Origin of the sequence: Streptomyces sp. NPDC006872, from assembly GCF_040635845.1 — a bacterium.
Taxonomy (GTDB): Bacteria; Actinomycetota; Actinomycetes; order Streptomycetales; family Streptomycetaceae; genus Streptomyces.
Window position 1 is genome coordinate 98,540 of record NZ_JBEYIL010000017.1, and the last position, 24,155, is coordinate 122,694.

The 24,155-nt window shown below is 70.4% G+C and carries 20 protein-coding genes; 1 reads left to right on the forward strand and 19 read right to left on the reverse strand.

The window, feature by feature from the left end; all coding sequences use genetic code 11:
* Positions 1-64 precede the first annotated feature (64 nt).
* The 4 genes from ABZ725_RS38875 to ABZ725_RS38890 all read right to left on the reverse strand — a co-directional run bounded on the left by ABZ725_RS38875 (position 65) and on the right by ABZ725_RS38890 (position 3,135).
* Positions 65-556 carry a GNAT family N-acetyltransferase gene (locus ABZ725_RS38875; protein WP_358807115.1) on the reverse strand — a complete coding sequence of 164 codons (492 nt, stop codon included), beginning with the start codon at positions 554-556 and terminating at the stop codon, positions 65-67.
* Positions 553-1,497, reverse strand: coding sequence for an RluA family pseudouridine synthase (locus ABZ725_RS38880; protein ID WP_351910987.1), 945 nt, complete (start codon positions 1,495-1,497; stop codon positions 553-555). The genes ABZ725_RS38875 and ABZ725_RS38880 overlap by 4 nt, the downstream gene beginning before the upstream one ends.
* Before the next feature lie 62 nt (positions 1,498-1,559).
* Positions 1,560-2,156: a signal peptidase II gene (gene lspA / locus ABZ725_RS38885; RefSeq protein WP_351910988.1), complete on the reverse strand. Its 597-nt coding sequence runs from the start codon at positions 2,154-2,156 to the stop codon at positions 1,560-1,562.
* Positions 2,157-2,223: 67 nt separating this feature from the next.
* Positions 2,224-3,135 (reverse strand): TraR/DksA C4-type zinc finger protein, encoded by a 912-nt coding sequence (locus ABZ725_RS38890; RefSeq protein ID WP_358807116.1) that lies wholly within the window; start codon positions 3,133-3,135, stop codon positions 2,224-2,226.
* 603 nt (positions 3,136-3,738) lie between these two features.
* Between ABZ725_RS38890 and ileS the strand changes: the two genes are divergently transcribed.
* Positions 3,739-6,882 (forward strand): isoleucine--tRNA ligase, encoded by a 3,144-nt coding sequence (gene ileS, locus ABZ725_RS38895; RefSeq protein WP_358807117.1) that lies wholly within the window; start codon positions 3,739-3,741, stop codon positions 6,880-6,882.
* Positions 6,883-7,091: 209 nt separating this feature from the next.
* Here the strand turns inward: ileS and ABZ725_RS38900 are convergent, their stop codons facing one another.
* The 15 genes from ABZ725_RS38900 to ABZ725_RS38970 form a co-directional block, all read right to left on the reverse strand.
* Positions 7,092-8,414 carry a DivIVA domain-containing protein gene (locus ABZ725_RS38900; RefSeq protein WP_358807118.1) on the reverse strand — a complete coding sequence of 441 codons (1,323 nt, stop codon included), beginning with the start codon at positions 8,412-8,414 and terminating at the stop codon, positions 7,092-7,094.
* A gap of 52 nt (positions 8,415-8,466) precedes the next feature.
* Positions 8,467-8,751, reverse strand: coding sequence for a YggT family protein (locus ABZ725_RS38905; protein ID WP_037668845.1), 285 nt, complete (start codon positions 8,749-8,751; stop codon positions 8,467-8,469).
* Positions 8,752-8,821: 70 nt separating this feature from the next.
* Positions 8,822-9,463, reverse strand: a complete 642-nt coding sequence (gene sepF / locus ABZ725_RS38910) for a cell division protein SepF (protein ID WP_358807119.1) — start codon at positions 9,461-9,463, stop codon at positions 8,822-8,824.
* Between the two features lie 127 nt (positions 9,464-9,590).
* On the reverse strand, positions 9,591-10,310 hold the full coding sequence (locus tag ABZ725_RS38915) for a YggS family pyridoxal phosphate-dependent enzyme (RefSeq protein ID WP_351910993.1): 720 nt from the start codon (positions 10,308-10,310) through the stop codon (positions 9,591-9,593).
* A 6-nt stretch (positions 10,311-10,316) separates the two neighbouring features.
* Positions 10,317-11,045, reverse strand: a complete 729-nt coding sequence (pgeF, locus tag ABZ725_RS38920) for a peptidoglycan editing factor PgeF (RefSeq protein WP_358807120.1) — start codon at positions 11,043-11,045, stop codon at positions 10,317-10,319.
* Complete coding sequence (gene ftsZ / locus ABZ725_RS38925; RefSeq protein ID WP_358807121.1) at positions 11,042-12,238, reverse strand: cell division protein FtsZ; 1,197 nt, start codon at positions 12,236-12,238, stop codon at positions 11,042-11,044. The genes pgeF and ftsZ overlap by 4 nt, the downstream gene beginning before the upstream one ends.
* Positions 12,239-12,516: 278 nt before the next feature.
* Positions 12,517-13,332: an FtsQ-type POTRA domain-containing protein gene (locus ABZ725_RS38930; protein WP_358807122.1), complete on the reverse strand. Its 816-nt coding sequence runs from the start codon at positions 13,330-13,332 to the stop codon at positions 12,517-12,519.
* A 27-nt stretch (positions 13,333-13,359) separates the two neighbouring features.
* Positions 13,360-14,457, reverse strand: a complete 1,098-nt coding sequence (gene murG, locus ABZ725_RS38935; RefSeq protein ID WP_351910997.1) for an undecaprenyldiphospho-muramoylpentapeptide beta-N-acetylglucosaminyltransferase — start codon at positions 14,455-14,457, stop codon at positions 13,360-13,362.
* A gap of 6 nt (positions 14,458-14,463) precedes the next feature.
* Entirely contained in the window at positions 14,464-15,828 is a 1,365-nt protein-coding gene (ftsW, locus tag ABZ725_RS38940) for a putative lipid II flippase FtsW (protein ID WP_358807123.1), read from the reverse strand.
* 93 nt (positions 15,829-15,921) lie between these two features.
* Complete coding sequence (gene murD / locus ABZ725_RS38945) at positions 15,922-17,340, reverse strand: UDP-N-acetylmuramoyl-L-alanine--D-glutamate ligase (protein ID WP_358807124.1); 1,419 nt, start codon at positions 17,338-17,340, stop codon at positions 15,922-15,924.
* Positions 17,322-18,395, reverse strand: coding sequence for a phospho-N-acetylmuramoyl-pentapeptide-transferase (mraY, locus tag ABZ725_RS38950; RefSeq protein WP_358807125.1), 1,074 nt, complete (start codon positions 18,393-18,395; stop codon positions 17,322-17,324). Before mraY ends, murD begins: the two co-directional genes overlap by 19 nt.
* The gene (gene murF / locus ABZ725_RS38955; RefSeq protein ID WP_358807126.1) at positions 18,392-19,807 is read right to left on the reverse strand and encodes a UDP-N-acetylmuramoyl-tripeptide--D-alanyl-D-alanine ligase; all 1,416 of its coding nucleotides are present in this window, start codon (positions 19,805-19,807) and stop codon (positions 18,392-18,394) included. Before murF ends, mraY begins: the two co-directional genes overlap by 4 nt.
* A 4-nt stretch (positions 19,808-19,811) precedes the next feature.
* Complete coding sequence (locus tag ABZ725_RS38960) at positions 19,812-21,335, reverse strand: UDP-N-acetylmuramoyl-L-alanyl-D-glutamate--2,6-diaminopimelate ligase (RefSeq protein ID WP_358807127.1); 1,524 nt, start codon at positions 21,333-21,335, stop codon at positions 19,812-19,814.
* A 254-nt stretch (positions 21,336-21,589) separates the two neighbouring features.
* Entirely contained in the window at positions 21,590-23,557 is a 1,968-nt protein-coding gene (locus tag ABZ725_RS38965) for a penicillin-binding protein 2 (protein WP_358807128.1), read from the reverse strand.
* Between the two features lie 5 nt (positions 23,558-23,562).
* Positions 23,563-24,144: a septum formation initiator family protein gene (locus tag ABZ725_RS38970; RefSeq protein WP_358807129.1), complete on the reverse strand. Its 582-nt coding sequence runs from the start codon at positions 24,142-24,144 to the stop codon at positions 23,563-23,565.
* Positions 24,145-24,155 lie beyond the last annotated feature (11 nt).

Sequence of the window (24,155 nt, forward strand, 5' to 3'; positions counted from 1 at the left end):
TCAGCGCTCCGATCTAGACGATCAAAGACATCCAGACCTCCAGCGTCGCACGCGGCGCAGCGGGCTAGAGAGAACGCCGCATGGACCTGTGCGGAATACCCGCGTCCGGGAACTCCGGCCCGTACGCCTCGTACCCGAGCCGCTCGTAGAAGCCCAGCGCGTGCGTCTGCGCGTGCAGATCCACCGCCGCGAGCCCACGCGCGCGTGCCGCCTCCTCGATCGCCCGCACCAGCGCCGCCCCGACGCCCAGCCCGCGCGCCTCCCGGGTCACGGCGAGCCGCCCCAGCGAACCCACCGACGGATCGCCGGCGGTCCTGGCCGCGGCCGCCTCGCCGAACAGCAGCCGCCCGGTGCCGAGCGGCACGCCGTCCGCCCGGACCGCCAGCACATGCACCGCGTCGGCGTCGTGCGCGTCGTACTCCAGGTCCTCGGGCACGCCCTGCTCACCGACGAAGACCTCCTTGCGCACCGCGAAGCAGGCCTCCCGGTCGGCGAGGTCGTCGGCGACGCGCACCGCGTACGCGCGCGTACCGCTCGTCCGACCCGTCCCGCTCATCCGTAGGTCTCCTCGCGGACCTGGTCCAGGGCCTTCTGCAGGTCCTCGGGGTACTCGCTGGCGAACTCCGCCCACTGCCCGTCCCCGGGGTGCTCGAAGCCGAGCCGCACGGCGTGCAGCCACTGCCGGGTCAGATGCAGCCGCTTGGAGAGCGTCGGGTCGGCGCCGTACGTGAGGTCGCCGACGCAGGGGTGGCGGTGGGCGGCCATGTGGACACGGATCTGGTGGGTGCGGCCGGTCTCCAGCTTGACGTCCAGGAGAGAGGCCGCACGGAAGGCCTCTATCAGGTCGTAGTGCGTGACCGACGGCTTGCCCTCGGCCGTGACCGCCCACTTGTAGTCGTGCTGGGGGTGTCGGCCGATCGGCGCGTCGATGGTGCCGCTGGTCGGGTCGGGATGGCCCTGGACGAGCGTGTGGTAGCGCTTGTCGACAGTGCGTTCCTTGAACTGGCGCTTCAGCGACGTGTACGCCCGCTCCGACTTGGCGACGACCATCAGTCCGGACGTGCCCACGTCGAGCCGGTGCACGATGCCCTGGCGCTCGGCGGCGCCGGAGGTCGAGATGCGGTAGCCGGCCGCGGCCAGCCCGCCGATGACGGTGGGGCCGCTCCAGCCGGGCGACGGGTGCGCGGCCACGCCCACCGGCTTGACGATCACGACCACGTCGTCGTCGTCGTGCACGATCTCCATGCCCTCGACCGGTTCGGCGACGATCTGCACGGGTGCCGGGGCCTGCGGCATCTCGACCTCCAGCCAGGCCCCGCCGCTCACCCGCTCGGACTTTCCGACCACCGAGCCGTCGACCGAGACCTTCCCCGCCGCGGCGAGCTCCGCGGCCTTGGTGCGGGAGAAGCCGAACATGCGGGAGATGGCGGCGTCTACGCGCTCGCCCTCCAGGCCGTCCGGCACGGGCAGGGTACGGATCTCGGGAATCGTGCTCACCCGTCGAGTATGCCGGACGGCTCCGGTACCGCCGTACGGCGCTGTGGACAACCGCCGGGCGGTCAGTCCTTGTGGACGGTCCCGTCCGGGTCCAGGCCCTTGAAGGACAGCAGCACGATCAGGATGCCGCCGCAGACGATCGCCGAGTCCGCGAGGTTGAAGACCGCGAAGTGCTTGGGCGCGATGAAGTCCACGACCGCCCCCTCGAAGACGCCCGGCGCACGGAAGATCCGGTCGGTGAGGTTGCCCAGCGCGCCGCCCAGCAGCAGACCCAGCGCGATCGCCCAGGGCAGGCTGTAGAGCTTGCGGGCCAGCCGGGCGATCACCACGATCACGGCCGAGGCGATCACCGTGAAGATGATGGTGAAGGCCTCCCCGAAACCGAAGGCCGCGCCCGCGTTGCGGATGGCCTCGAACCTCAGCCAGTCCCCGACGATCTCGATCGGCGCGTGGTGCTCCAGCTTGGCGACCACGATCATCTTGCTGACCAGGTCGAGCACGTACGCGAACGCGGCCACGGTGAACAGCACGGCGATACGGCGCTTGCCCTTGGGCCGTGCCCCGTTGCCCTCCTGCTCGCCCGCGCCGGACGACTCCTCCGGATCGGAACCCGCTTCTGGGGTGTCCGGCGTACCGATGACGCGCTCCGCCTCTGCCACGTGAGTCCCTCAACCTAGGTACCTGACTGAGGACGAGGGTACGGCACGCCCCCCGGCAGCCAGGAGATCAGTACCGGCGCTCCTGCTTCTGCTTGCACTCGACGCACAGCGTGGCCCGCGGGAAGGCCTGCATCCGGGCCTTGCCGATGGCGTTGCCGCAGTTCTCGCACAGCCCGTAGGTGCCCGCGTCCAGCCGCTCCAGGGCGTGCTCGGTCTGGATCAGCATCTCGCGCGCGTTGGCGGCCAGCGCCAGTTCGTGCTCGCGCGTGATGTTCTTGGTGCCGGTGTCGGCCTGGTCGTCGCCGGCGCCGTCCCCCGAGTCCCGCATCAGGCCGACCAGGGCCGTCTCGGACGAGGCCAGCTCCGCCCGCAGCCGCTCCATCTCGGAGCTCAACTGTGCGCGGGCCTCCTCGACCTCCTCCTGTGTCCACGGCTCCTCGCCGGGGCGCACCGCGAGCTCGCCCGGCTCCGCCGCGGCGAGGCGTGCCTTGGGGACGGCGGTCTTCGCCGCCGTGGCCGTACCCGGAGTCTTCTTCGCAACCACTGTCGTGGCTCCCGTCTGCTCCGCGGCCGAGGCCGCGCCCACCTTCTTGGCCGTGTTCTTCCTGCCCGCACCCGTAGCGGCCACGCCCTTGGCACCGGCGACCTTCGCGGCCGCCGCCTTCCTGCCGGTGACCTTCGCGGCCGCCGCCTTCTTCCCGGTCGTCTTCTTCGCAGCCGGCTCCTTGACGGCCGCCTTCCTGGAGCCCGCCTTCTTCGCGACCGTCTCCTTGACGACCGTCTTCCTGGCGACCGCTTTCTCCTCGCTCGCCTTCTTCGCAGCGGTCGTCTTCACGGCGGACTTCTTCGCGGTGGCCGCCTTCTCGGCCTTCGCCTGCTTTCCCGCATTCCCGGCCGTCGTAGCCCTGGCCGCGCCGCCGGAGGCACTCGTGGACCTGCCGGACGCCGACTGCTGTACGGCGGTCTTCTTCGCCACCATGGCCGCGGCCCCTTCACATATTGTGATCTTGCACGCGAATCGTGCTGGGACGATAAATCGACTTGGGGCCCGCGGCAACGGGGCGCACCGCCCGATTCGCCCGCCTCGCGCACGCGACGCGGCAAGCCTGCATCCGTTGTGCCCAGCTCCCCGCCGGGTAATCCGCCGGGCCGGACGTCCCGGAATGCGAACACACGTACCTCCGCATCCAACCACCATTCGGGGCATCTCGACCCCTGCCGCCCACCCCGCCGGGAGGCCCCGTAAACCGGTCGGCCGCTGTCGTCGTGGAGCCGTACACTGGGCGGAGCGAAAAGCATGGATGGGGACGAGTAGCGGCGCACGCAGCCCAGAGCGACCCGGGGACGGTGGAAGCCCGGGGGCCTGCACGACGCGAAGATCACCCCGGAGCCGCCGGAAGAAGACCCCTCGAGGGTTGGTAGAACCGGCATCGCGACCCCAATGAGGGGGCTCACCGGCGCGCAGGGCGCACCGGAGGGCCAAGGAGGGTGGTACCGCGGGAGCGCGCCGCAGAAGGCGTAGACAGGCAACAAGGCTCTCGTCCCTCCGACGGAAGGCAGTACGTCCGCCGGAGGAAGATCGATGACGCAGTACCGCCAGGTGCCCGCCCAGGTCGACCTGCCCGCCCTCGAGCACGCGGTGCTCGACTTCTGGCGCGAGCAGAAGATCTTTGCCAAGAGCCTGGAGCAGTCCGAGGGCCGCCCCGAATGGGTGTTCTACGAGGGCCCGCCCACCGCCAACGGCATGCCGGGCGCCCACCACATCGAGGCGCGCGTCTTCAAGGACGTCTTCCCCCGCTTCCGCACCATGCGCGGCTACCACGTGGCCCGCAAGGCCGGCTGGGACTGCCACGGCCTGCCGGTGGAGCTGGCCGTGGAGAAGGAGCTCGGCTTCTCCGGCAAGCAGGACATCGAGGCGTACGGCATCGCCGAGTTCAACGCCAAGTGCCGGGAGTCCGTGACCCGGCACACCGACGCCTTCACCGACCTGACGACCCGCATGGGCTACTGGGTCGACCTCGACGACGCGTACCGGACCATGGACCCGGAGTACGTCGAGTCCGTCTGGTGGTCGCTCAAGGAGATCTTCGACAAGGGCCTGCTGGTCCAGGACCACCGCGTCGCCCCCTGGTGCCCCCGCTGCGGCACCGGCCTCTCCGACCACGAGCTGGCGCAGGGCTACGAGACGGTCGTCGACCCTTCCGTGTACGTCCGTTTCCCACTCACCTCCGGTCCGCTCGCCGGCGAAGCCTCCCTGGTCGTCTGGACGACGACCCCCTGGACGCTGGTCTCCAACACGGCCGTGGCCGCGCACCCCGAGGTCACCTATGTCGTCGCGACCGACGGCGAGGAGAAGCTCGTCGTGGCCGAGCCGCTGGTCGCCAAGGCGCTCGGCGAGGGCTGGGAGACCACCGGTCAGAGCTTCACCGGCGCCGAAATGGAGCGTTGGTCCTATCAACGTCCGTTCGAGCTGGTCGAGTTCCCGGCGGACGTGAAAACCCACTACGTGGTCAACGCCGAGTACGTGACGACCGAGGACGGCACGGGTCTGGTCCACCAGTCCCCCGCCTTCGGCGAGGACGACCTCAAGGTCTGCCGCGCCTACGGTCTGCCGGTCGTCAACCCGGTCCGCCCCGACGGCACCTTCGAGGAATCCGTCCCCATGGTCGGCGGTGTCTTCTTCAAGAAGGCGGACGAAAAGCTCACCGAGGACCTCCAGCAGCGCGGCCTCCTGTTCAAGCACATCCCGTACGAGCACAGCTACCCGCACTGCTGGCGCTGTCACACCGCGCTCCTCTACTACGCGCAGCCGTCCTGGTACATCCGCACGACGGCCGTCAAGGACCGTCTGCTCCAGGAGAACGAGAAGACCAACTGGTTCCCGGACACGGTCAAGCACGGCCGCTTCGGCGACTGGCTGAACAACAACATCGACTGGGCGCTGTCCCGCAGCCGTTACTGGGGCACCCCGCTGCCGATCTGGCGCTGCGAGGACGACCACCTCACGGTCGTCGGCTCGCGCGCGGAGCTCACCGCACTGACCGGCGAGGACCAGTCCGAGCTGGACCCGCACCGGCCGTACGTCGACGCCGTCACCTTCGACTGCCCGCAGGATGCCTGCGGAAAGACGGCCACGCGCGTGCCGGAGGTCATCGACGCCTGGTACGACTCGGGTTCGATGCCGTTCGCGCAGTGGGGCTACCCGTACAAGAACAAGGACCTGTTCGAGTCCCGCTACCCGGCGCAGTTCATCTCCGAGGCCATCGACCAGACCCGCGGCTGGTTCTACACGCTGATGGCCGTCGGCACGCTGGTCTTCGACAAGTCGTCGTACGAGAACGTCGTCTGTCTCGGTCACATCCTCGCCGAGGACGGCCGCAAGATGTCCAAGCACCTGGGCAACACCCTGGATCCGATCCCGCTGATGGACCGGCACGGCGCCGACGCCGTCCGCTGGTTCATGGCGGCCGGCGGCTCCCCGTGGGCGGCCCGCCGGGTGGGCCACGGCACCATCCAGGAGGTCGTCCGCAAGACGCTCCTCACGTACTGGAACACGGTCGCCTTCCAGGCGCTGTACGCGCGCACGTCCGACTGGGCGCCGAGCGAGGCCGACCCGGCCCCGGCCGACCGCCCCGTCCTGGACCGCTGGCTGCTCTCCGAACTCCACGCGCTCACCGACCAGGTGACGCAGGCTCTGGAGGCGTACGACACCCAGCGCGCCGGCAAGCTGCTCTCGGCGTTCGTCGACGACCTGTCCAACTGGTACGTCCGCCGCTCCCGGCGCCGCTTCTGGCAGGGCGACAAGGCCGCGCTGCGCACCCTGCACGAGGTCGTCGAGACGGTCACCAAGCTGATGGCCCCGCTGACCCCGTTCATCACCGAGCGGGTCTGGCAGGACCTCGTCGTGCCGGTCACCCCGGGCGCCCCGGACTCCGTCCACCTGGCCGCCTGGCCGGAGGCGGACCTGTCCGCGATCGACCCGGAGCTGTCGCGGCAGATGGTCCTGGTCCGCCGTCTGGTGGAGCTGGGCCGCGCCACGCGCGCGGAGTCGGGCGTCAAGACCCGCCAGCCGCTGCGCCGCGCCCTGATCGCCGCCACGGGCTTCGACGGCCTCGACCGCGAGCTGCACGCGCAGATCACGGAGGAGCTCAACGTCGAGTCCCTGGCGTCCCTCTCCGAGGTGGGCGGCAGCCTGGTCGACACGACCGCCAAGGCCAACTTCCGCGCCCTGGGCAAGCGTTTCGGCAAGCGCGTCCAGGACGTCGCCAAGGCCGTCGCGAACGCCGACGCGGCCGCGCTGTCCCTCGCCCTGCGCGAGGGCACGGCGTCGGTGGAGATCGACGGCGAGACGATCGATCTCGCCCCCGACGAGGTGATCATCACGGAGACCCCGCGCGAGGGCTGGTCGGTCGCCTCCGACTCCGGCGCCACGGTCGCGCTGGACCTGGAGATCACCGAGGAGCTGCGCCGCGCGGGCCTGGCCCGTGATGCGATCCGGCTGATCCAGGAGGCCCGCAAGAACAGCGGCCTCGACGTCGCCGACCGCATCGCGCTGCGCTGGACCGCGACCGACCCGGGAGCCGTCGACGCCCTGTCCGGCCACGCCGGCCTCATCGCCGACGAGGTCCTCGCCACGGACTTCGCCCAGGGCGAGGCGGACGACACGTACGGCGCCCCGTTCACGGACGAGGGCCTGACGCTGACCTTCCGCCTGCGCAAGGCGTAAGGCGTAAGGGCACAAGGGCGCAAGAACGTAGGGCCCGGTTCCCCCAAGGGGAGCCGGGCCCTACGCGTTGTGCCGCCGACTCCCCCACTGGACACCGCCGTCCCCACTGTCAACATCGTCAACACGCGTAAAAAGGGCGGGACCCCGGATCGAAAATCCGGGGTCCCGCCCTTTGAACGCTGCCGACGCCTAAGGCGTACTAGTGGCCGTCAGTTGTCGTCCTCGTCGATGAGGAAGCCGCGCATCGGCGAGGGGGCCTGGCCCATCGGCGACGGGCCCTGCGGCCGCACCGGAGCCATCGGCTGGGTCATCGCCGGGGACATCTGCTGCTGCTGACCGCCGTAGGACGGAGCGGCCGGGCTCGGGGCGCCCATGCCCGGGTTGCCGCCGTAGGACGGGGCGCTCGCGCCGGCCGGAGCCATGGAAGGCGCCGGGGACGGCGGCAGCGAAGCCGCGGCCGGAGTACGCGGCGGAGCGAGCGAGTCGTCCGCCTGGGTCTCCAACTGACGCAGCTGGGACTCGAGGTAGGACTTCAGACGCGTCCGGTACTCGCGCTCGAAGCCACGCAGGTCCTCGACCTTGCGCTCCAGCGTCGCGCGGGCGGACTCCAGGGAGCCCATGGCCACGCGGTGCTTCTCCTGCGCGTCCCGCTCCAGGGCGTCGGCCTTGGCACGGGCGTCACGCTCGAGACCCTCGGCACGCGAACGCGCCTCGCCGACGATCTTGTTGGCCTCGGAACGGGCCTCGGCGATCGCCTGGTCGGCGGTCTGCTGGGCCAGCGAGAGGACACGGGCGGCGCTGTCGCCACCGGGGCCCTGACCGGGGCCGCCCATCGGACCGCCCATGGGGCCGCCCATCGGGCCACCCATCTGCTGCTGCATGGGCTGGCCGCCCATCGGACCCTGACCCATCGGACCCTGACCCATCGGACCCTGACCCATCGGACCCTGACCCATCGGACCCTGACCCATCGGACCCTGGCCCATGGGGCCCTGACCCATCTGGCCGGGACCCTGCGGGCCGCCCTGACCACCGCCGGGACCGGCGGGCAGCTGCGGGGCACCGCTCGGCAGCTGGGGCGGGCCGCCCATGGGGCCACCCATCTGCTGCTGCGGCGGGCCCGATATGCCGGCGGGCACCGGAGCGCCGGGACCGCGCATGCCCTGCGGAGGCATGCCCTGGGGGGGCATCCCCTGCTGCGGCATGCCCTGCTGGGGCATCCCGCCCTGCTGCATCCCGCCTTGCTGCATGCCGCCCTGTTGCATGCCGCCCTGCTGCATCCCGCCCTGCTGCGGCATGCCACCCTGCTGCTGGTCCTGCTCCGGCGGCTTGCGCATGTTCTGCTGGTTCTGGGCAGCAGCGCGCGTGGCAGCGGCCAGTTTGGCGCGCAGATCCTCGTTCTCGCGGAGCAGGCGGGTCAGTTCGGCTTCGACCTCGTCGAGGAAGGCATCGACCTCGTCCTCGTCATAGCCTTCTCGGAGGCGGACGGTCGTGAACTGCTTGTTCCGCACGTCCTCGGGGGTCAACGGCATCTCTTCACCTCAACGTAGTCGTCGGCATCGGCAAGACGGTAGTTCACATCGCTCACAGCCGGCTCACGATCGAGATCAGGATGTAGACGATGATCATCAGTACGAAGAAGGACAGGTCGAGCGCCACGCCCCCGAGACGCAACGGCGGGATGACCCGCCGCAGAAGCTTGAGCGGTGGATCGGTGACAGTGTAGGTGGCCTCCAGAACGACCACCATCGCCTTGCCGGGCTGCCATGAGCGGGCGAACTGGAAGACGTAGTCCATGACCAACCGGAAGATGAGCACGATGAGGAAGACCATCAGCGCGATGTAGATGACATCAAGGACCACGCTCATGTTCGGTGTTTCCCTCTCCCCTGTTCCGTGCCGCTCTGTACTGCTCTGTACTGCTTTCCGGTCTTACGTCTCAGCTCTGGTTGAAGAACCCGCCCTCTGCGATGCGGGCCTTGTCCTCCGCCGTGACATCGACGTTAGCAGGCGACAACAGGAACACCTTCTGCGTCACCCGCTCGATGCTGCCGTGAAGACCAAACACCAAACCGGCCGCAAAGTCGACAAGTCGCTTCGCGTCTGTGTCATCCATCTCAGTCAGATTCATGATCACCGGGGTGCCCTCACGGAAGTGTTCCCCGATGGTACGGGCCTCGTTGTAGGTCCGGGGGTGGAGTGTGGTGATCCGGTACGGCTCTCGTTCCGACACGACCTTGGGCATGATCACCGGTGCGTTCTTCTCCAGGGACTGACGTTCTTGTGTGATGGATGCCACGGGCGCGATGCGCGCCGGACGCCCGGATTCCGCGGCTGGCGAAGCGGATCGCGCCACCGGCTCACGCGGAGCGGGCGGCTGTACGATTCGCACCTCTTCGCCCCTTTGGGACTGGTGTGCACCGTGGGACTGGTGCACCGGCTCGTGACGCCGGTGGTCCCGCTCGGGCTCAGGGTCGAGCTCGGGTTCGAAGTCGTCGTCGGGGTCGAAACCCCGGCCGTCGTACCCATCGTCCTCCACGAGGCCGAGGTAGACCGCCATCTTGCGCATCGCGCCGGCCATGCTCTGAGTCCTCCGCTCTGTGGTGGATCGACTTCCGACTGCCAAGTCCCGCGATCCACGTGGCCCTTGTGCCGCCTCGCGGCGGTAATGACCATATTTTCTGCTGTGGTCCGACTTCCTGGCGACGTTACCCGAGCCTGGGGCGGACGCCGAGTACCGCGGTGCCGACGCGTACATGTGTCGCTCCGGCCGCCACGGCCTCCTCGAGGTCCGCACTCATCCCTGCCGACACCATGTTCGCAGCCGGACGGTCTCTGCGCAGGTCGGTCGACAAATCCATCAACCGCCCGAATGCTGCCCGTTGACGCCCGGCGTACTCCCCGGTCAGAGGTGCGACGGTCATCAGTCCGTCAAGCCGCAACCCCGGGGAGCCGGCGACCAGCTCGGCCAACTCCTCGATGCCGCCCGGGGCCACTCCGCCGCGCTCCCCCCGCTCGCTCAGCCCGGCGTCCAGGGCCACCTGGATCAGGCAGCCCAGCTCACGGCCGGCCCGCACGGCCTCCTTGGACAGGGCCGTCACCAGCCTCGCGCGGTCGACCGACTGCACGACGTCCGCGTAACCGACCACGGAGCGCACCTTGTTGGTCTGCAGCTGGCCGACGAAGTGCCACCGAAGCGGCAGGTCGGCGCAGTCGGCCGCCTTGGGCGCCGCGTCCTGGTCCTTGTTCTCGGCGACGTCCTGCACGCCGAGCTCGGCGAGGATCCGCACATCGCTCGCCGGGTAGGTCTTGGTGACCACGATCAAGGTCACCTCCTCCCGCTTGCGACCGGCGGCCGCGCACGCGGCGGCGATGCGTTCCTCCACCTTCGCCAGGTTTGCTGCGAGTTCGTCCCTACGGTCCGTCATGCCCCATCAGTCCAGCCAGACATATCCCGCGAGTCGCCCCGTGGAGCGGTCGCGGCGATACGAGAAGTGATCCTTCGACTCCCGAGTGCACACCGGCGACGATTCCCGGTCGTGCACCCCGAGCCGGTCGAGCTGTGCGTGCACCCCGGCGGTCACATCGACCGCGGGAGTGCCCCAGCTCGTCTCGGCGTGCGCCGCCGGCTCGACGGCGGCCACCTCGGCGCGCATCTCCTCCGGCACCTCGTAGCACCGGCCGCACACGGCGGGTCCGGTGCGGGCGACGATCCGGGCGGGGTCGGCGCCGAGCGACTCCATCGCGTCGACGGCGGCGGGCACGATCCCCTTGACCATGCCGGGCCGTCCCGCGTGAGCGGCGGCGACGACACCGGCGACGGGGTCGGCGAGCAGCACCGGCACGCAGTCCGCCGTCAGCACGGCGAGGGCGAGTCCGCGGGTCGCGGTCACCAGGCCGTCGACCGGCGGGGTCAGCCGGGTGGTCCAGGGTCCTTCGACCTCGGCCACGTCGTTGCCGTGCACCTGGTTCATCCAGACGACCCGGCCCGGATCCAGCCCCAGCGACTTGGCGGCCAGCTCACGGTTGACGCGTACGGCGTCGGGGTCGTCGCCGACCGCCCCGCCGAGGTTGAGCTCCTCATGCGGAGCGGCGCTCACCCCGCCCCACCGGTCGGTGAAGGCGAAGTGCGCGCCGCTCACGCTCTCGCGCTGTCCTATCACTTCAGGAAGTCCGGCACGTCCAGCTCCTCGGCCGCGCTGTCCGAGTACGTCCGCGACGGCGGCACCGGCGGGGAGACCGGGAGGTCGGCCACCGGCTCGGGGGCCGGCTCCGGCTCCTCCTTCGGCGTCACGCTGCCGAGCGAGCCGAAGGACGGACGGCTGTCGGACTGCCGTACCGGAGTGGGCTCGTCGCGGCGGGCCGAGGACGAGGACGAGCCGATGACGGTCTCCCGGCGGGCCGGGGGCTGCCCCCCGTCGAAGCCGGCTGCGATGACGGTGACCCGGACCTCGTCGCCGAGCGCGTCGTCGATGACCGCGCCGAAGATGATGTTGGCCTCGGGGTGGGCCGCCTCGCTGACCAGCTGGGCGGCCTCGTTGATCTCGAACAGGCCGAGGTCGGAGCCGCCGGAGATGGAGAGCAGGACGCCCCGGGCGCCGTCGATGGAGGCCTCCAGCAGCGGCGAGGAGATCGCCATCTCGGCGGCGGCCACCGCGCGGTCGTCGCCGCGGGCCGAGCCGATGCCCATGAGGGCCGAGCCGGCCTCGGACATGACCGACTTGACGTCGGCGAAGTCGAGGTTGATCAGACCGGGGGTGGTGATCAGGTCGGTGATGCCCTGGACGCCGGAGAGCAGGACCTGGTCGGCCGACTTGAAGGCGTCGAGGACCGAGACCTGGCGGTCCGAGATGGACAGCAGCCGGTCGTTGGGGATGACGATGAGGGTGTCGACCTCTTCGCGGAGTTCGGCGATGCCGTCCTCGGCCTGGTTGGCGCGGCGCCGTCCCTCGAAGGTGAACGGGCGGGTGACCACGCCGATGGTGAGGGCGCCGAGGTTGCGGGCGATGTTGGCCACGACGGGCGCGCCGCCGGTGCCGGTGCCGCCTCCCTCGCCGGCCGTCACGAAGACCATGTCGGCCCCCTTGAGGACCTCCTCGATCTCCTCGCGGTGGTCCTCGGCGGCCTTGCGGCCGACGGCCGGGTTGGCGCCGGCGCCGAGTCCGCGGGTCAGTTCGCGGCCGACGTCGAGCTTGACGTCGGCGTCGCTCATCAACAGCGCCTGCGCGTCGGTGTTGATGGCGATGAACTCGACGCCCTTGAGACCGACCTCGATCATCCGGTTGATGGCATTGACACCACCGCCGCCGACACCGATGACTTTGATGACTGCGAGGTAGTTCTGCGGTGCTGCCACGTCGAAGGCCTCTCGCCTCGAGTTACGTGTCGTCGCCTCACATGGTGATGCGATCCGACGACTGATGCCGAATGGGACGGTCCGTTTCGCCGACCCGAACCCTAACGCTGAAGTTTAGGGTTACCAGTGTGTCTGTTCCTTGAAGTCTTCTGAACAGGACACTAAGTCGACAAGTGGCGCCCGTTCAACGAACACGCCGAACCTCCCGTTTTTCTTTTCACCCTATGTGATCAGCCGTGTCAGTGCCCAACCAGGGTGCTGGCCTGCGCTGATGTGCGTCAACTCCCTGATGACGCAGGGGCCGTGGGAGCGCTGACATCGAAGTGCCGCGCGTCCGGGGCGGCTTTCATGAGAGCGGTGAGTGCACGGCCCTTCGCGGCGCCCTGCTCGGCGCTCCCCCACGCGACCGTGCGGCCGCCGGTCAACTCCAGCGAGATGTCGTCGTAGGAAAGGACCTTGACGAGGCGGGTGTCGCGGGCGACGGCGGCCGGGAGGGAGCCGGCCGCCTCGACCGCCTCCCGCACCAGCCGGCCCGCGCCGAAGCGGCGCAGGCTCGCGGCGGCGGAACGCGAGGACGAAACGGCCATTTCCAGAAGAGGAACGCCTTTCGGAGCCTCGGAAACCGTGGCGAAACGGACGCCGTCGTCGTCCACTTCCACGAACTTCGACCCCTTTTGGACAAGCAGAACCGGAGTCCGCTCGGTCACTTTCAGACCGATTCCATGCGGCCAGGAACGGACCACGTCAACGGAGTCGATTCGGGGCAATTCCGTACGCAATCGCGCCTCGATCGCCTCCGTGTCGACGGAAATCATCGGCGATCCGACCGGTACCGCGGCGGCTTCACGCACCTGCTGCGGCGTCAGCACGCTCGTGCCGGAGACGGCGACGCGCTGAACCCGCAGCCACTGCGAGCCGTACAACACCCAGACGACGCCCGCCCCGAGGAGCACGACGACCAGCGCAAGAATGATGATCACACGAAGTCTGCGCGGCCCCAACCACGGCCCCAACCGACCCAACCGCCGGACGAGGGGCGGGCCGGAGGACTCCTGCTGACGTGCACCGCGCTCGGCGGTGGCGGATCCGGCCACGCTCCCCTGTCCTTTCGTCAAACGTGCCTATCGGTGTGCACGGGAGGCGGCGATCGCCTCGTACACCATGCCGACGAGCAGGTCGTCGGCGTCACGGCGGCCGAACTCGCTGGCGGCGCGGGACATCTCGTACAGCCGGTGCGGGTCGGCGAGCACGGGCAGGACGGTCTCCCGGACCCACTCGGGGGTCAGTTCCGCGTCGTCGACCAGCAGTCCGCCGCCCGCCTTGACCACCGGCTGGGCGTTCAGCCGCTGTTCGCCGTTGCCGATGGGCAGCGGGACATAAGCGGCCGGGAGCCCGACGGCGGAGAGTTCGGCGACGGTCATCGCGCCCGCGCGGCAGAGCATCATGTCGGCGGCGGCGTACGCGAGGTCCATCCGGTCCACGTACGGTACCGGGATGTAGGGGGGCATCCCCGGCATCTGCTGCACGTGCGGCAGTTCGTTCTTCGGGCCGACCGCGTGCAGGATCTGGATCCCGGCCTGCTGCAGCCACGGCGCGACCTGCTGGACGACCTCGTTGAGGCGGCGGGCGCCCTGCGAGCCGCCGGAGACCAGCAGGGTGGGCAGGTTCGGGTCGAGACCGAACATCGCGCGGGCCTCGGGGCGCGCGGCCGCGCGGTCCAGGGTGGCGATGGAGCGGCGCAGCGGGATGCCGATGTAGCGGGCGTCCCGCAGCTTGCTGTCGGGCGTGGAGACGGCGACCCGGGCCGCGTAGCGCGAGCCGATCTTGTTGGCCAGCCCGGGGCGGGCGTTGGCCTCGTGGACCACGATCGGCACGCCGAGACGCTTGGCGGCGAGGTAGCCGGGCAGGGCCACATAACCGCCGAAGCCGACGACACAGTCCGCCTTGGTGCGCTCCAGGATCTGCTCGGCGGCCTTGATCGTGCCGCGCAGCCGGCCCGGGACGGTGATCAGCTCAGGAGTGGGCTTGCGCGGCAGCGGCACGGCGGGGATCAGCGCGAGCTCGTAGCCCCGCTGCGGAACGAGCGTGGTCTCCAGGCCGCGCTCCGTGCCCAGGGCCGTGATCCCCACAGTGGGGTCCTGCCTGCGCAGGGCGTCCGCGAGGGCGAGCGCGGGCTCGATGTGGCCGGCGGTCCCCCCACCAGCGAGTACGACATGCACCGAAATTCACCGCTCTCCGGACGGGCGCGCCGCCGAGGCACGCCGTCGCATCGTGTTCCATCTCCGGGGGCTCCGAACGAACGCAGAGCTCCCGGTCCCCCGCTTTCTACCAAAACGGGGGTGGCGCATCGCAAGCGCCGCCCGCGCAGCGGGCTCGTCGCGTGCGAAGGCGATCAGCAGCCCGATGGCGAACATGGTCGGCAGCAGGGCGGAGCCCCCGTAGGAGAACAGCGGGAGGGGCACGCCGGCGATCGGCAGCAGGCCGAGCACCGCACCGATGTTGATCACCGCCTGAGCGGTGATCCACGTGGTCACGCCTCCCGCGGCATACCTCACGAAGGGGTCCTCCGTGCGTCCGGCCACGCGGATACCCGCATAGCCTAGAGCCGCGAAGAGGGCGAGTACCGACAGCGTCCCCGCGAGGCCCAGTTCCTCACCGGTCACGGCGAAGATGAAGTCGGTGTGCGCTTCGGGGAGTTGCCCCCATTTCTCCACACTCGCCCCGAGTCCCGAGCCGAAGATCCCGCCGGAGGCCAGGGCGTAGATCCCGTGCACGGCCTGCCAGCAGGCGTCGCCCGGACCGGGGTCGGTCGCGCCGATGCACTTCAGCCGGGCCATGCGGTTCGGGCTGGTCTTGATGAGGATCACGCCGATCGTGGCGGCGACCGCGAGCACCCCGGCGAACAGCCGGGTGGGCGCCCCCGCCAGCCACAGCAGGCCGAACAGGATCGCCGTCAGGATGATCGCCGTGCCCATGTCACCGCCGAGCATGATCAGACCGAGCAGCAGAAAGGCGACCGGCACCAGCGGCACCAGCATGTGCTTCCACTGGGCCAGCAGCTTCCTGTCCTGCTTGCGGGCGAGCAGATCGGCGCCCCACAGCACCAGCGCGAGCTTGCCGAACTCGCTGGGCTGGATCTGGAAGGAGCCGCCGAGCGAGATCCAGTTCTGGTTGCCGTTGACCGACATCCCTATCCCCGGCACCTGCACCAGCGCCATCATGAAGACGGCGCCGGCCAGGATCGGGTAGGCCAGAGCGCGGTGCAGCTTCACCGGCATCCGGGACGCGACCAGCAGCAGCACGCCGCCGATGGAGGCGGCCAGGAACTGCTTGCGGAAGAAGAAGGAACCCGGCAGCGACATCTGCAGCGCGGTGATCTGGGAGGCCGAGTAGACCATCACAAGGCCCAGCACGGTGATCAGCAGGCTGCCGCCGAAGATCAGGTAGTAGGCGGTCAGCGGCCGGTCCCAGGCCTTGCGGGCACGCGTGTACAGGCGTCGCAGCGGGTTGTCACGGCGCGGCCGGGCGGTCGCGGAGGCTCCCCGGACGGTCCGCTGGACGGGCGGACGCCCGGTGCGGCTACCGGGCATCGGGTGCTCCGCTGCACACGGCTCGTCCGCTGCATGTCGGCCCTGACGGTCCCACGCGTCCCTCCCAAGGTCGCCCGGCAGGCGGCGGCCGGGTCAGGCGCCGAGTTCGCTGACCGCTGCTGCGAACGCGTCACCGCGCTGGTTGTAGTTGGCGAACATGTCCATCGAGGCGCAGGCCGGGGCGAGGAGCACGGTGTCGCCTTCGACGGCGAGGCGCCGAGCCTCCTGGACAGCCGCGAGCATCGCCCCAGTGTCGGTCCGTTCGACGTCGACGACGGGTACTTCCGGGGCGTGTCGCGCCAGGGCTTCTCGGATCAGGGCGCGATCGGCGCCGATGAGCACGACCCCGCGAAGTCGCTTCGCCGACTTGGCGACGAGCTCGTCGAAGGTCGCGCCCTTGGCCAGTCCGCCCGCGATCCAGACGATCGACTCGTAGGCCGCCAACGAGGCTTCCGCCGCATGCGTGTTGGTCGCCTTGGAGTCGTCGATGTACGCGACGCCGTCCAGGTCCGTCACATGGGCGATGCGGTGGGCGTCCGGGGTGAAGGCCCGCAGACCGTCCCGGACGGCCTTGGCGGGCACCCCGAAGGCACGGGCGAGGGCCGCCGCGGCAAGGGCGTTGGCGATGTTGTGCGGGGCGGGCGGGTTGACGTCGGAGACCGAGGCGAGCTCCTGGGCGTTCTTCTGCCGGTTCTCGACGAAGGCACGGTCGACCAGGATGCCGTCCACGACACCGAGTTGGGAGGGCGCGGGCGCGGCCAGGGTGAAGCCGACGGCCCGGCAGCCCTCCTCGACGTCCGCCTCGCGCACCAGGTCCTCGGTGGCCTTGTCGGCGACGTTGTAGACGCAGGCGACCCGGTTGCCCTCGTAGACGCGCCCCTTGTCCTTGGCGTACGCCTCCATGGAGCCGTGCCAGTCGAGGTGGTCGGGGGCGAGGTTGAGGACGGCGGCCGAGTGGGCGCGCAGGGAGGGCGCCCAGTGCAGCTGGTAGCTGGAGAGTTCCACGGCGAGGACGTCGTACTGCTCCTCGCCGAGCACCGCGTCCAGCAGCGAGACGCCGATGTTGCCGACGGCGGCCGTGCGCAGGCCTGCCGCCTTCAGGATCGACGTCAGCATCTGGGTGGTGGTCGTCTTGCCGTTGGTGCCGGTGACGCACAGCCAGGGAGCCGCGTCGGGTCCCCGCAGCCGCCAGGCGAGTTCGACGTCGCCCCAGACCGGCACGCCGGCTTCGCGTGCCGCGGTGAAGAGCGGCTTGTCGGGCTTCCAGCCGGGTGCGGTGACGATGAGTTCGGTGCCTGCGGGCAGGGTCGCCCCGTCGCCGAGGCGCACGGTGACGCCCAGGGCCTGCAGCTCGGCGGCCTGTTCACGCGCGCGTGCGTCGTCGCCGTCGTTGACGACCGTGACCTTCGCGCCGAGCCCGTGCAGCACCTTGGCCGCCGGGATGCCGGAGACGCCGAGCCCGGCGACGGTGACGTTCTTCCCCTGCCAGTCGGTCACTTTTCTGCTGCCCATCCCGCGTAGAAGAGACCCAGTCCGACGATCACACAGATGCCCTGGATGATCCAAAAGCGGACCACGACAAGGACTTCGGACCAGCCCTTGAGTTCGAAGTGATGCTGCAGTGGCGCCATCCGGAAGACCCGCTTGCCGGTGAGCTTGAAGGAGCCGACCTGGATGACCACCGACATGGTGATGAGGACGAACAGTCCGCCCAGGAGCGCGATGAGCAGCTCGGTGCGGGAGCAGATCGCGAGGCCCGCGAGCACACCGCCGAGCGCCAGCGAACCGGTGTCGCCCATGAAGATCTTGGCCGGTGACGTGTTCCACCACAGGAAGCCGAGGCAGGCGCCCATCAGCGCGGAGGCGATGACCGCGAGGTCCAGCGGATCGCGCACCTCGTAACAGGCGTTGGGGTTGGTCAGGGTCTCGCCGTTGGCGCAGGACTCCTGGAACTGCCAGACGCCGATGAACGTGTACGCGCCGAAGACGAGGACGGAGGCGCCGGTGGCGAGGCCGTCCAGACCGTCCGTCAGGTTCACGCCGTTGGACATCGCGAGAATCATGAACAGCGCCCAGACGACGAACAGCACCGGGCCGATCGTCCAGCCGAAGTCCGTGATGAACGACAGCTTCGTGGAGGCCGGGGTGTTGCCGCGCGAGTCGGAGAACTGCAGCGAGAGCACCGCGAAGGCGATGCCGACGATCAGCTGGCCGGCCATCTTCGCCTTGGCCCGCAGACCCAGCGAACGCCGCTTGACGATCTTGATGTAGTCGTCGAGGAAACCGACCAGGCCCATGCCGCACATCAGGCCGAGCACCAGCAGACCCGAGTAGGTCGGCGGCTTGCCCGAGATGACCTTGGACAGGAAGTACGCGGCGACCGTCGCGAAGATGAACGCGATACCGCCCATCGTCGGCGTACCGCGCTTGCTGGCGTGCTCGCGCGGGCCGTCGTCGCGGATGTACTGGCCGTAGCCCTTGCGGGCCAGCAGCTTGATCAGCAGCGGTGTGCCGACCAGCGTCAGGAAGAGGCCGATGACACCCGCGAACAGGATCTGATTCATCATCGGGTGGCGACCTCACCCTCGGCGCCGGTCGCGAGCAGCGCCTGCGCGACGCTCTCGAGGCCGACCGAACGGGACGCCTTCACGAGCACGACGTCCCCCGGGCGCAACTCGCTGCGCAACAGGTCGACCGCCGCCTGTGCGTCGGACACGTGCACCGACTCCTCACCCCACGAACCCTCGTTATATGCGCCCAATTGCAGCCAGGCGGCTTCTCTGCCCCCGACCGCGACGAGCTTGCCGACATTGAGCCGGACGGCGAGCCGTCCGACCGCGTCGTGCTCGGCGAGCGCCTCGTCCCCGAGCTCGGCCATCTTGCCGAGCACCGCCCAGGTCCGCCGCCCCTTGCCCATGGCCGCGAGCGCGCGCAGAGCGGCTCGCATGGACTCGGGGTTCGCGTTGTAGGCGTCGTTGACGATCGTCACGCCGTCCGGGCGCTCGGTGACCTCCATCCGCCAGCGGGAGAGGGAGCCCGCCTCGGAGAGTGCGGTGGCGATCTCTTCCGCGGACATGCCCAGCTCATGAGCGACGGCGGCCGCGGCGAGCGCGTTCGACACGTGGTGCTCACCGTACAGGCGCATGGTCACGTCGCTGCACCCGGAGGGTGTGTGAAGGCTGAAGGCAGGCTGTCCGCTGTCCGTGAGTCGCACGTTCTCGGCCCGTACGTCCGCTTCGCCGGACTCTCCGAAAAAGACCACCTTCGCCTTCGTACGGGAGGCCATGGCCCGGACCAACGGGTCGTCGGCGTTGAGGATCGCCGTGCCGCCGTCGCTTTCCGGTGGCAGGCTCTCGACGAGCTCGCCCTTTGCCTGTGCGATCTGTTCGCGGCCGCCGAACTCGCCGATGTGGGCGGTGCCGACGTTCAGCACGAGGCCGATCCTCGGCGGTGTCAGATCGGCGAGGTAGCGGATGTGGCCGATCCCGCGGGCGCCCATCTCCAGCACGAGGAACTTGGTCTCCTCGGTGGCGGACAGGGCCGTCAGCGGCAGCCCGATCTCGTTGTTGAGCGAGCCGGGCGTGAAGACGGTCGGCGCCTTGCGCCTCAGCACCTGGGCGATGAGGTCCTTGGTGCTGGTCTTGCCGGCCGAGCCGGTGAGCGCGACGAGGGTCGCGCCGAGCTTGTGCACGACGTGTCGGGCGAGGGCGCCGAGCGCCGTCTGGACGTCGTCCACGACGATCGCGGGAACGCCGACCGGGCGCGAGGCCAACACGGCCGCCGCACCCGCCTCGACGACCGCGGCCGCGTAGTCGTGGCCGTCCACCCGTTCGCCCACGAAGGCTACGAAGAGGCTGCCGGGCTCCACCTCGCGGGAGTCCCGGACGACCGGTCCGGTGACCTCCACGGAGGGATCCGGTATGTCGTGCGTCTGCCCGCCGACGACTGCTGCGATCTCGGCGAGGGAGAGGGCGATCACAAGTTCATCCCTGGGTCTGCTGGATAGCTTCGCGAAGCACCTGGCGGTCGTCGAACGGACGGACGACGCCGGCGATGTCCTGGCCCTGCTCATGGCCCTTGCCCGCGACCAGCACGGTGTCCCCGGCGTGCGCGCGGGCGACGACCGCGGCGATCGCGGCGGCCCGGTCCTCGAACAGGAGGACCTCGCCGCGCTCGTGCGCGGGCACGGACGCCGCGCCCTCGAGCATGGTCGCGAGGATCGCGAGGGGGTCCTCGGAGCGGGGGTTGTCGGAGGTCAGCACGGCGGTGTCGGCGAGCCGGGCCGCCGCGGCGCCCATCGGGGCCCGCTTGGTGCGGTCCCGGTCGCCGCCGCAGCCGAGGACGACGTGCAGCCGCCCCTTGGTGACCTTGCGCAGCGCTCTGAGGACCGATTCGACGGCGTCCGTCTTGTGGGCGTAGTCGACGACCGCGAGGTAGGGCTGCCCGGCGTCCACCCGCTCCAACCGGCCCGGCACGCCCGGCACGGCGGCGACGCCGTCGGCGGCGGTCTGCGCGTCGATGCCGGCGGCGGCGAGGGAGACGATCGCGGCGAGGGTGTTCGCCACGTTGAAGGAGCCGGGCAGCGGCGCCTTGGCGGCGACCCGCACGCCGTCGGGGCCCACGACGGCGAACGTCGAGTCCATGGGGCCGATCTCGACGTCGACGGCGCGCCAGTCGGCGTCCGGGTGGCCCTCGGCGGAGAAGGTGACGACCGGGACCGTGGCCTCCTCCGCGAGCCTGCGCCCGTACTCGTCGTCGAGGTTGACCACACCGAGTTTGCTGCGTTGCGGTGTGAACAGCTGCGCCTTGGCCCGGAAGTAGTCCTCCATGTCGGAGTGGAACTCCATGTGCTCCGGGCTGAGGTTGTTGAACACGGCGACGTCGAAGACGCAGCCGTCGACCCGGCCGAGGACCAGGGCGTGGCTGGAGACCTCCATGGCGACCGCCTCGACACCGCGCTCGCGCATGACGGCGAACAGGGCCTGGAGGTCGGTGGCCTCGGGGGTGGTGCGCTCGGACTTGATGCGCGTCTCGCCGATGCGCGTCTCGACGGTGCCGATGAGCCCGGTGGACCGGAGCGGCTTCAGCCCGCCCTCGACGAGGTACGCGGTGGTGGTCTTGCCGGAGGTGCCGGTGATGCCGATCTGGAGCAGTTCGCGGCCCGGCCGGCCGTAGATCGTGGCCGCCAGCTCGCCCATCCGACCGCGCGGGTCGTCGACCACCAGGACCGGCAGGCCGGTCGCGGCGGCGCGTTCGGCGCCGGTGGGGTCGGTCAGCACGGCGACCGCGCCGAGGCCCGCGGCCTGCGCGACGAAGTCGGCGCCGTGCAGACGGGCGCCCGGGAGGGCGGCGTACAGGTCGCCGGGGCGGACCGCGCGCGAGTCGTGGGTGATGCCCGTGACCTCGACGGCGACACTCCGCGGCTGCTCGGCGCCCAGCTGATCGGCGAGCTCCGCGAGGGGTGTGGCGGAGACCTGGGCCGGTCGCGGCGGTCCCGGATATGTCACGGAAGCGCCCTTCTGGGTGGTTCGGGACTGATCAGCGTGTGGCACGGCGGTGAGCGTACCGGGCGCACCCGCCCGCGGGCCAAGCGAGGGCGAAGACGGGGGCGCGGGCGGCGATGCGGGCAGTACGTGGTTCCCGGGGTCGGGAGTGATCATGGTCACGGGCTTGGTTCCTGGCTTGCTCGGCGCTGAACAGTGGCGGACGGGGGTCGTGGGCGGACGGGGCGGTCAGGGCTGGGCGGTCGAGGACTGGGCGGTCAGGGCGAGAAGGAGACCGGGAGGTTCGGGGCCTTCGCGCCGGTCGGCGGGACCTGCAGGGTCTTCAGGGCGAACTCCATGACCTGCTTGAAGACGGGACCGCAGATCTGGCCGCCGAAGTAGCTGCCCTGGGTGGCGTTCTGGATGGCGCAGTACACGGTGACCCGGGGGTTGTCGGCGGGCGCGAACCCGGCGAACGACGAGGTGTAGCCCTTGTAGGTGCCGGTGGCCGGATCCACGCGGTTGGCGGTACCTGTCTTGCCCGCGACGCGGTAGCCGGGGATGCGCGCCTTGCCGCCCGTGCCCTCCTCGTCGTCCACCACCGACTCCAGCATCTGGGCGAGGGTCTTCGCCGTCTTCTGGCTGACGACCCGGCTCTTCGCGGGAGCCTCGGCGGGGGTGAAGCGGCCGTCCGGTCCCTTGGTGCCGCGCACCAGGGTGGGCTCCACGCGGACCCCGCCGTTGGCGATCGTCGAGTACACGGAGGCCGCCTGGAGCGCGTTGAGGGACATGCCCTGGCCGAAGGGGATCGTGTACTGCTGCGAGGTCGACCACTTGTCGGGCGCGGCGAGGATGCCCTTGGTCTCACCGGGGAAACCGAGCCCGGTGTGGCTGCCGATGCCGAACCTGTGCAGGTAGGAGTAGAGGACCTGGTTGGCCCGGGGCTGCGTCTTGCCGAGCTGGCCGGTGGCCAGGATGGTGCCGATGTTGCTGGACTTGGCGAGCACGCCGTTGAGCGTGAGGTACCAGGTGGCGTGGTCGATGTCGTCCTGGAAGAGCCGGTCGCCGCGGTGCAGCCGGTTGGGCACGGTGACGTGCGTCAGCGGGGTGGCGGCGTTCTCCTCCAGGACGGCGGCCATCGACATGACCTTGGCGGTCGAGCCGGGCTCGTAGGCGTCCTGGACGGACGGGTTGCCCAGGTCCGCCGAGTTGGCCTGGGAGAGGTCGTTGGGGTCGAAGCCCGGCGAGTTGGCCATGGCGAGGATCTCGCCGGTCTGCGTGTCCTGGACGATGACGTAGCCGCGGTCCGCCTTGGACTCCTCCACCTGCTCGGTGATGGCGTTCTGCGCGGCCCACTGGATGTCGCGGTCGATCGTCAGCTCGACGTCGGAGCCGGGCACCGCCGGGGTCTCGGTGGAGCCCGCGGTGGGCACCTGACGGCCGCCGGACTGGGCGTAGCGGATCTTGCCGTCCTTGCCGGCCAGGGTCGCGTTCAGCTGCTGCTCGATGCCGCCGCCGCCCTTGCCGTCGGCGTTGACCCAGCCCAGTATCCCGGCGGCGAGCTCGCCGTTGGGGTACACGCGCTTGCTGCTGGGCACCGCGAAGAGGCCGGCGAGGACGTTGACCGTGCTGCGGTCCGTCTCCGCCTTGTCGGAGAGTGCGGACCTCAGATCCCTGATCTGCTTCCAGACCTGCGGGGTCTGCCGCCCGGCGAGCTTGACGTAGCGCAGGTCCTTGTCCTTGGGCCGCAGCTTCGTGACGAGCGCGGACTGCTCCTGGCCGAGGATCGGCGCGAGGAGGGCGGCCGCCCGCTCGGGTCCGTCGTCGATCTTCAACTGCGCGCGGGTGAACATCGTCGGGTCGGCCGTGATGTCGTAGGCGTCCTCGCTGGTCGCGAAGGCCACGCCGGTGCGGTCGGTGATCTCGCCGCGCTCGGCGGCCAGCACCTGGCCGACGTACCGGTTCTGCTCGGCCTTGGCGGTATAGGTGCTCGCGTCCACGGCCTGCACCTGCAGGAGGCGGACGACGAAGGCGAGGAGCACCAGCGTCAGCGCCAGGCCGACCATGCGCAGCCGGGGCCGGGGGCTGCCGAGCCGGATGACGCGCGGCGCGGCGGCGCGGGGGGCGGGCGCCGACGGGCGGCGGGCCGGGCGGGCGCCGGGCCCCGGGCGCCGCTGCGCGGACGCGGGGCGGGAGGGCCGGGCGGGGCCGGGCACGCGCCGGCGCGGCTGTTCCCTGTCGGACACTTCCGTCACCTGCCGGGGGTCTCGGGGTCGGCTGCGGTCGGGGCGAGGGCGGCCGGGTCCGGTACGGGAGAGTCGCTCGGTACCGGATCGGCGCCGGGTACGGGTGAGTCGTCGGGTACGGGCGAGGCGCTCGGCCCGGGCGTCGTCGAGGACTCGATCGTCTGGGAGAACAGGACGGCCTCGGGCGGCCGTACGACGACGGGAGCGTCCGGCACGGACTGCCGGGCGGCGGGCGACGGAACGCCCTTCACACTGCCGTCGGGGTTCAGGAAGGCCGGGTCTCCGCCCGGGACCATGCCCAGTTCGCGTGCGCGGCGCTGGAGGGCGTCGGGGGCCGAGTAGGAGTCGATGTCCCGCTGGAGGGCCTGCTCCTCGTCGGTGAGGCTCTTGGTGTCCTTCTGGAGGTCGTCCATCTTGAACGAGCCCTCGCTCAGGGCGGAGTTCAGCACGAGCAGTCCGATGAGACCGCCGCCGAGGAGGAGGACCACGAGGAGGACGAACGGCGTGCGGGCCGCCTGCCGTGGGCCGGCCGGGAAGAGCCGCGCGAGCCGGGCGGCCCTCCCCTTCAACTCGGGTTTCCTGGCCACACGCCCTCCCC

What these genes read in the sequence shown, in the direction of transcription:
- ABZ725_RS38875 (WP_358807115.1), bottom strand. Translation starts at nt 556, where the DNA reads ATGAGCGGGACGGGTCGGACGAGCGGTACGCGCGCGTACGCGGTGCGC.
- ABZ725_RS38890 (WP_358807116.1), bottom strand. Translation starts at nt 3,135, where the DNA reads ATGGTGGCGAAGAAGACCGCCGTACAGCAGTCGGCGTCCGGCAGGTCC.
- ileS (WP_358807117.1), top strand. Translation starts at nt 3,739, where the DNA reads ATGACGCAGTACCGCCAGGTGCCCGCCCAGGTCGACCTGCCCGCCCTC.
- ABZ725_RS38900 (WP_358807118.1), bottom strand. Translation starts at nt 8,414, where the DNA reads ATGCCGTTGACCCCCGAGGACGTGCGGAACAAGCAGTTCACGACCGTC.
- ABZ725_RS38905 (WP_037668845.1), bottom strand. Translation starts at nt 8,751, where the DNA reads ATGAGCGTGGTCCTTGATGTCATCTACATCGCGCTGATGGTCTTCCTC.
- sepF (WP_358807119.1), bottom strand. Translation starts at nt 9,463, where the DNA reads ATGGCCGGCGCGATGCGCAAGATGGCGGTCTACCTCGGCCTCGTGGAG.
- ABZ725_RS38915 (WP_351910993.1), bottom strand. Translation starts at nt 10,310, where the DNA reads ATGACGGACCGTAGGGACGAACTCGCAGCAAACCTGGCGAAGGTGGAG.
- ftsW (WP_358807123.1), bottom strand. Translation starts at nt 15,828, where the DNA reads ATGCCCGGTAGCCGCACCGGGCGTCCGCCCGTCCAGCGGACCGTCCGG.
- murD (WP_358807124.1), bottom strand. Translation starts at nt 17,340, where the DNA reads ATGGGCAGCAGAAAAGTGACCGACTGGCAGGGGAAGAACGTCACCGTC.
- mraY (WP_358807125.1), bottom strand. Translation starts at nt 18,395, where the DNA reads ATGATGAATCAGATCCTGTTCGCGGGTGTCATCGGCCTCTTCCTGACG.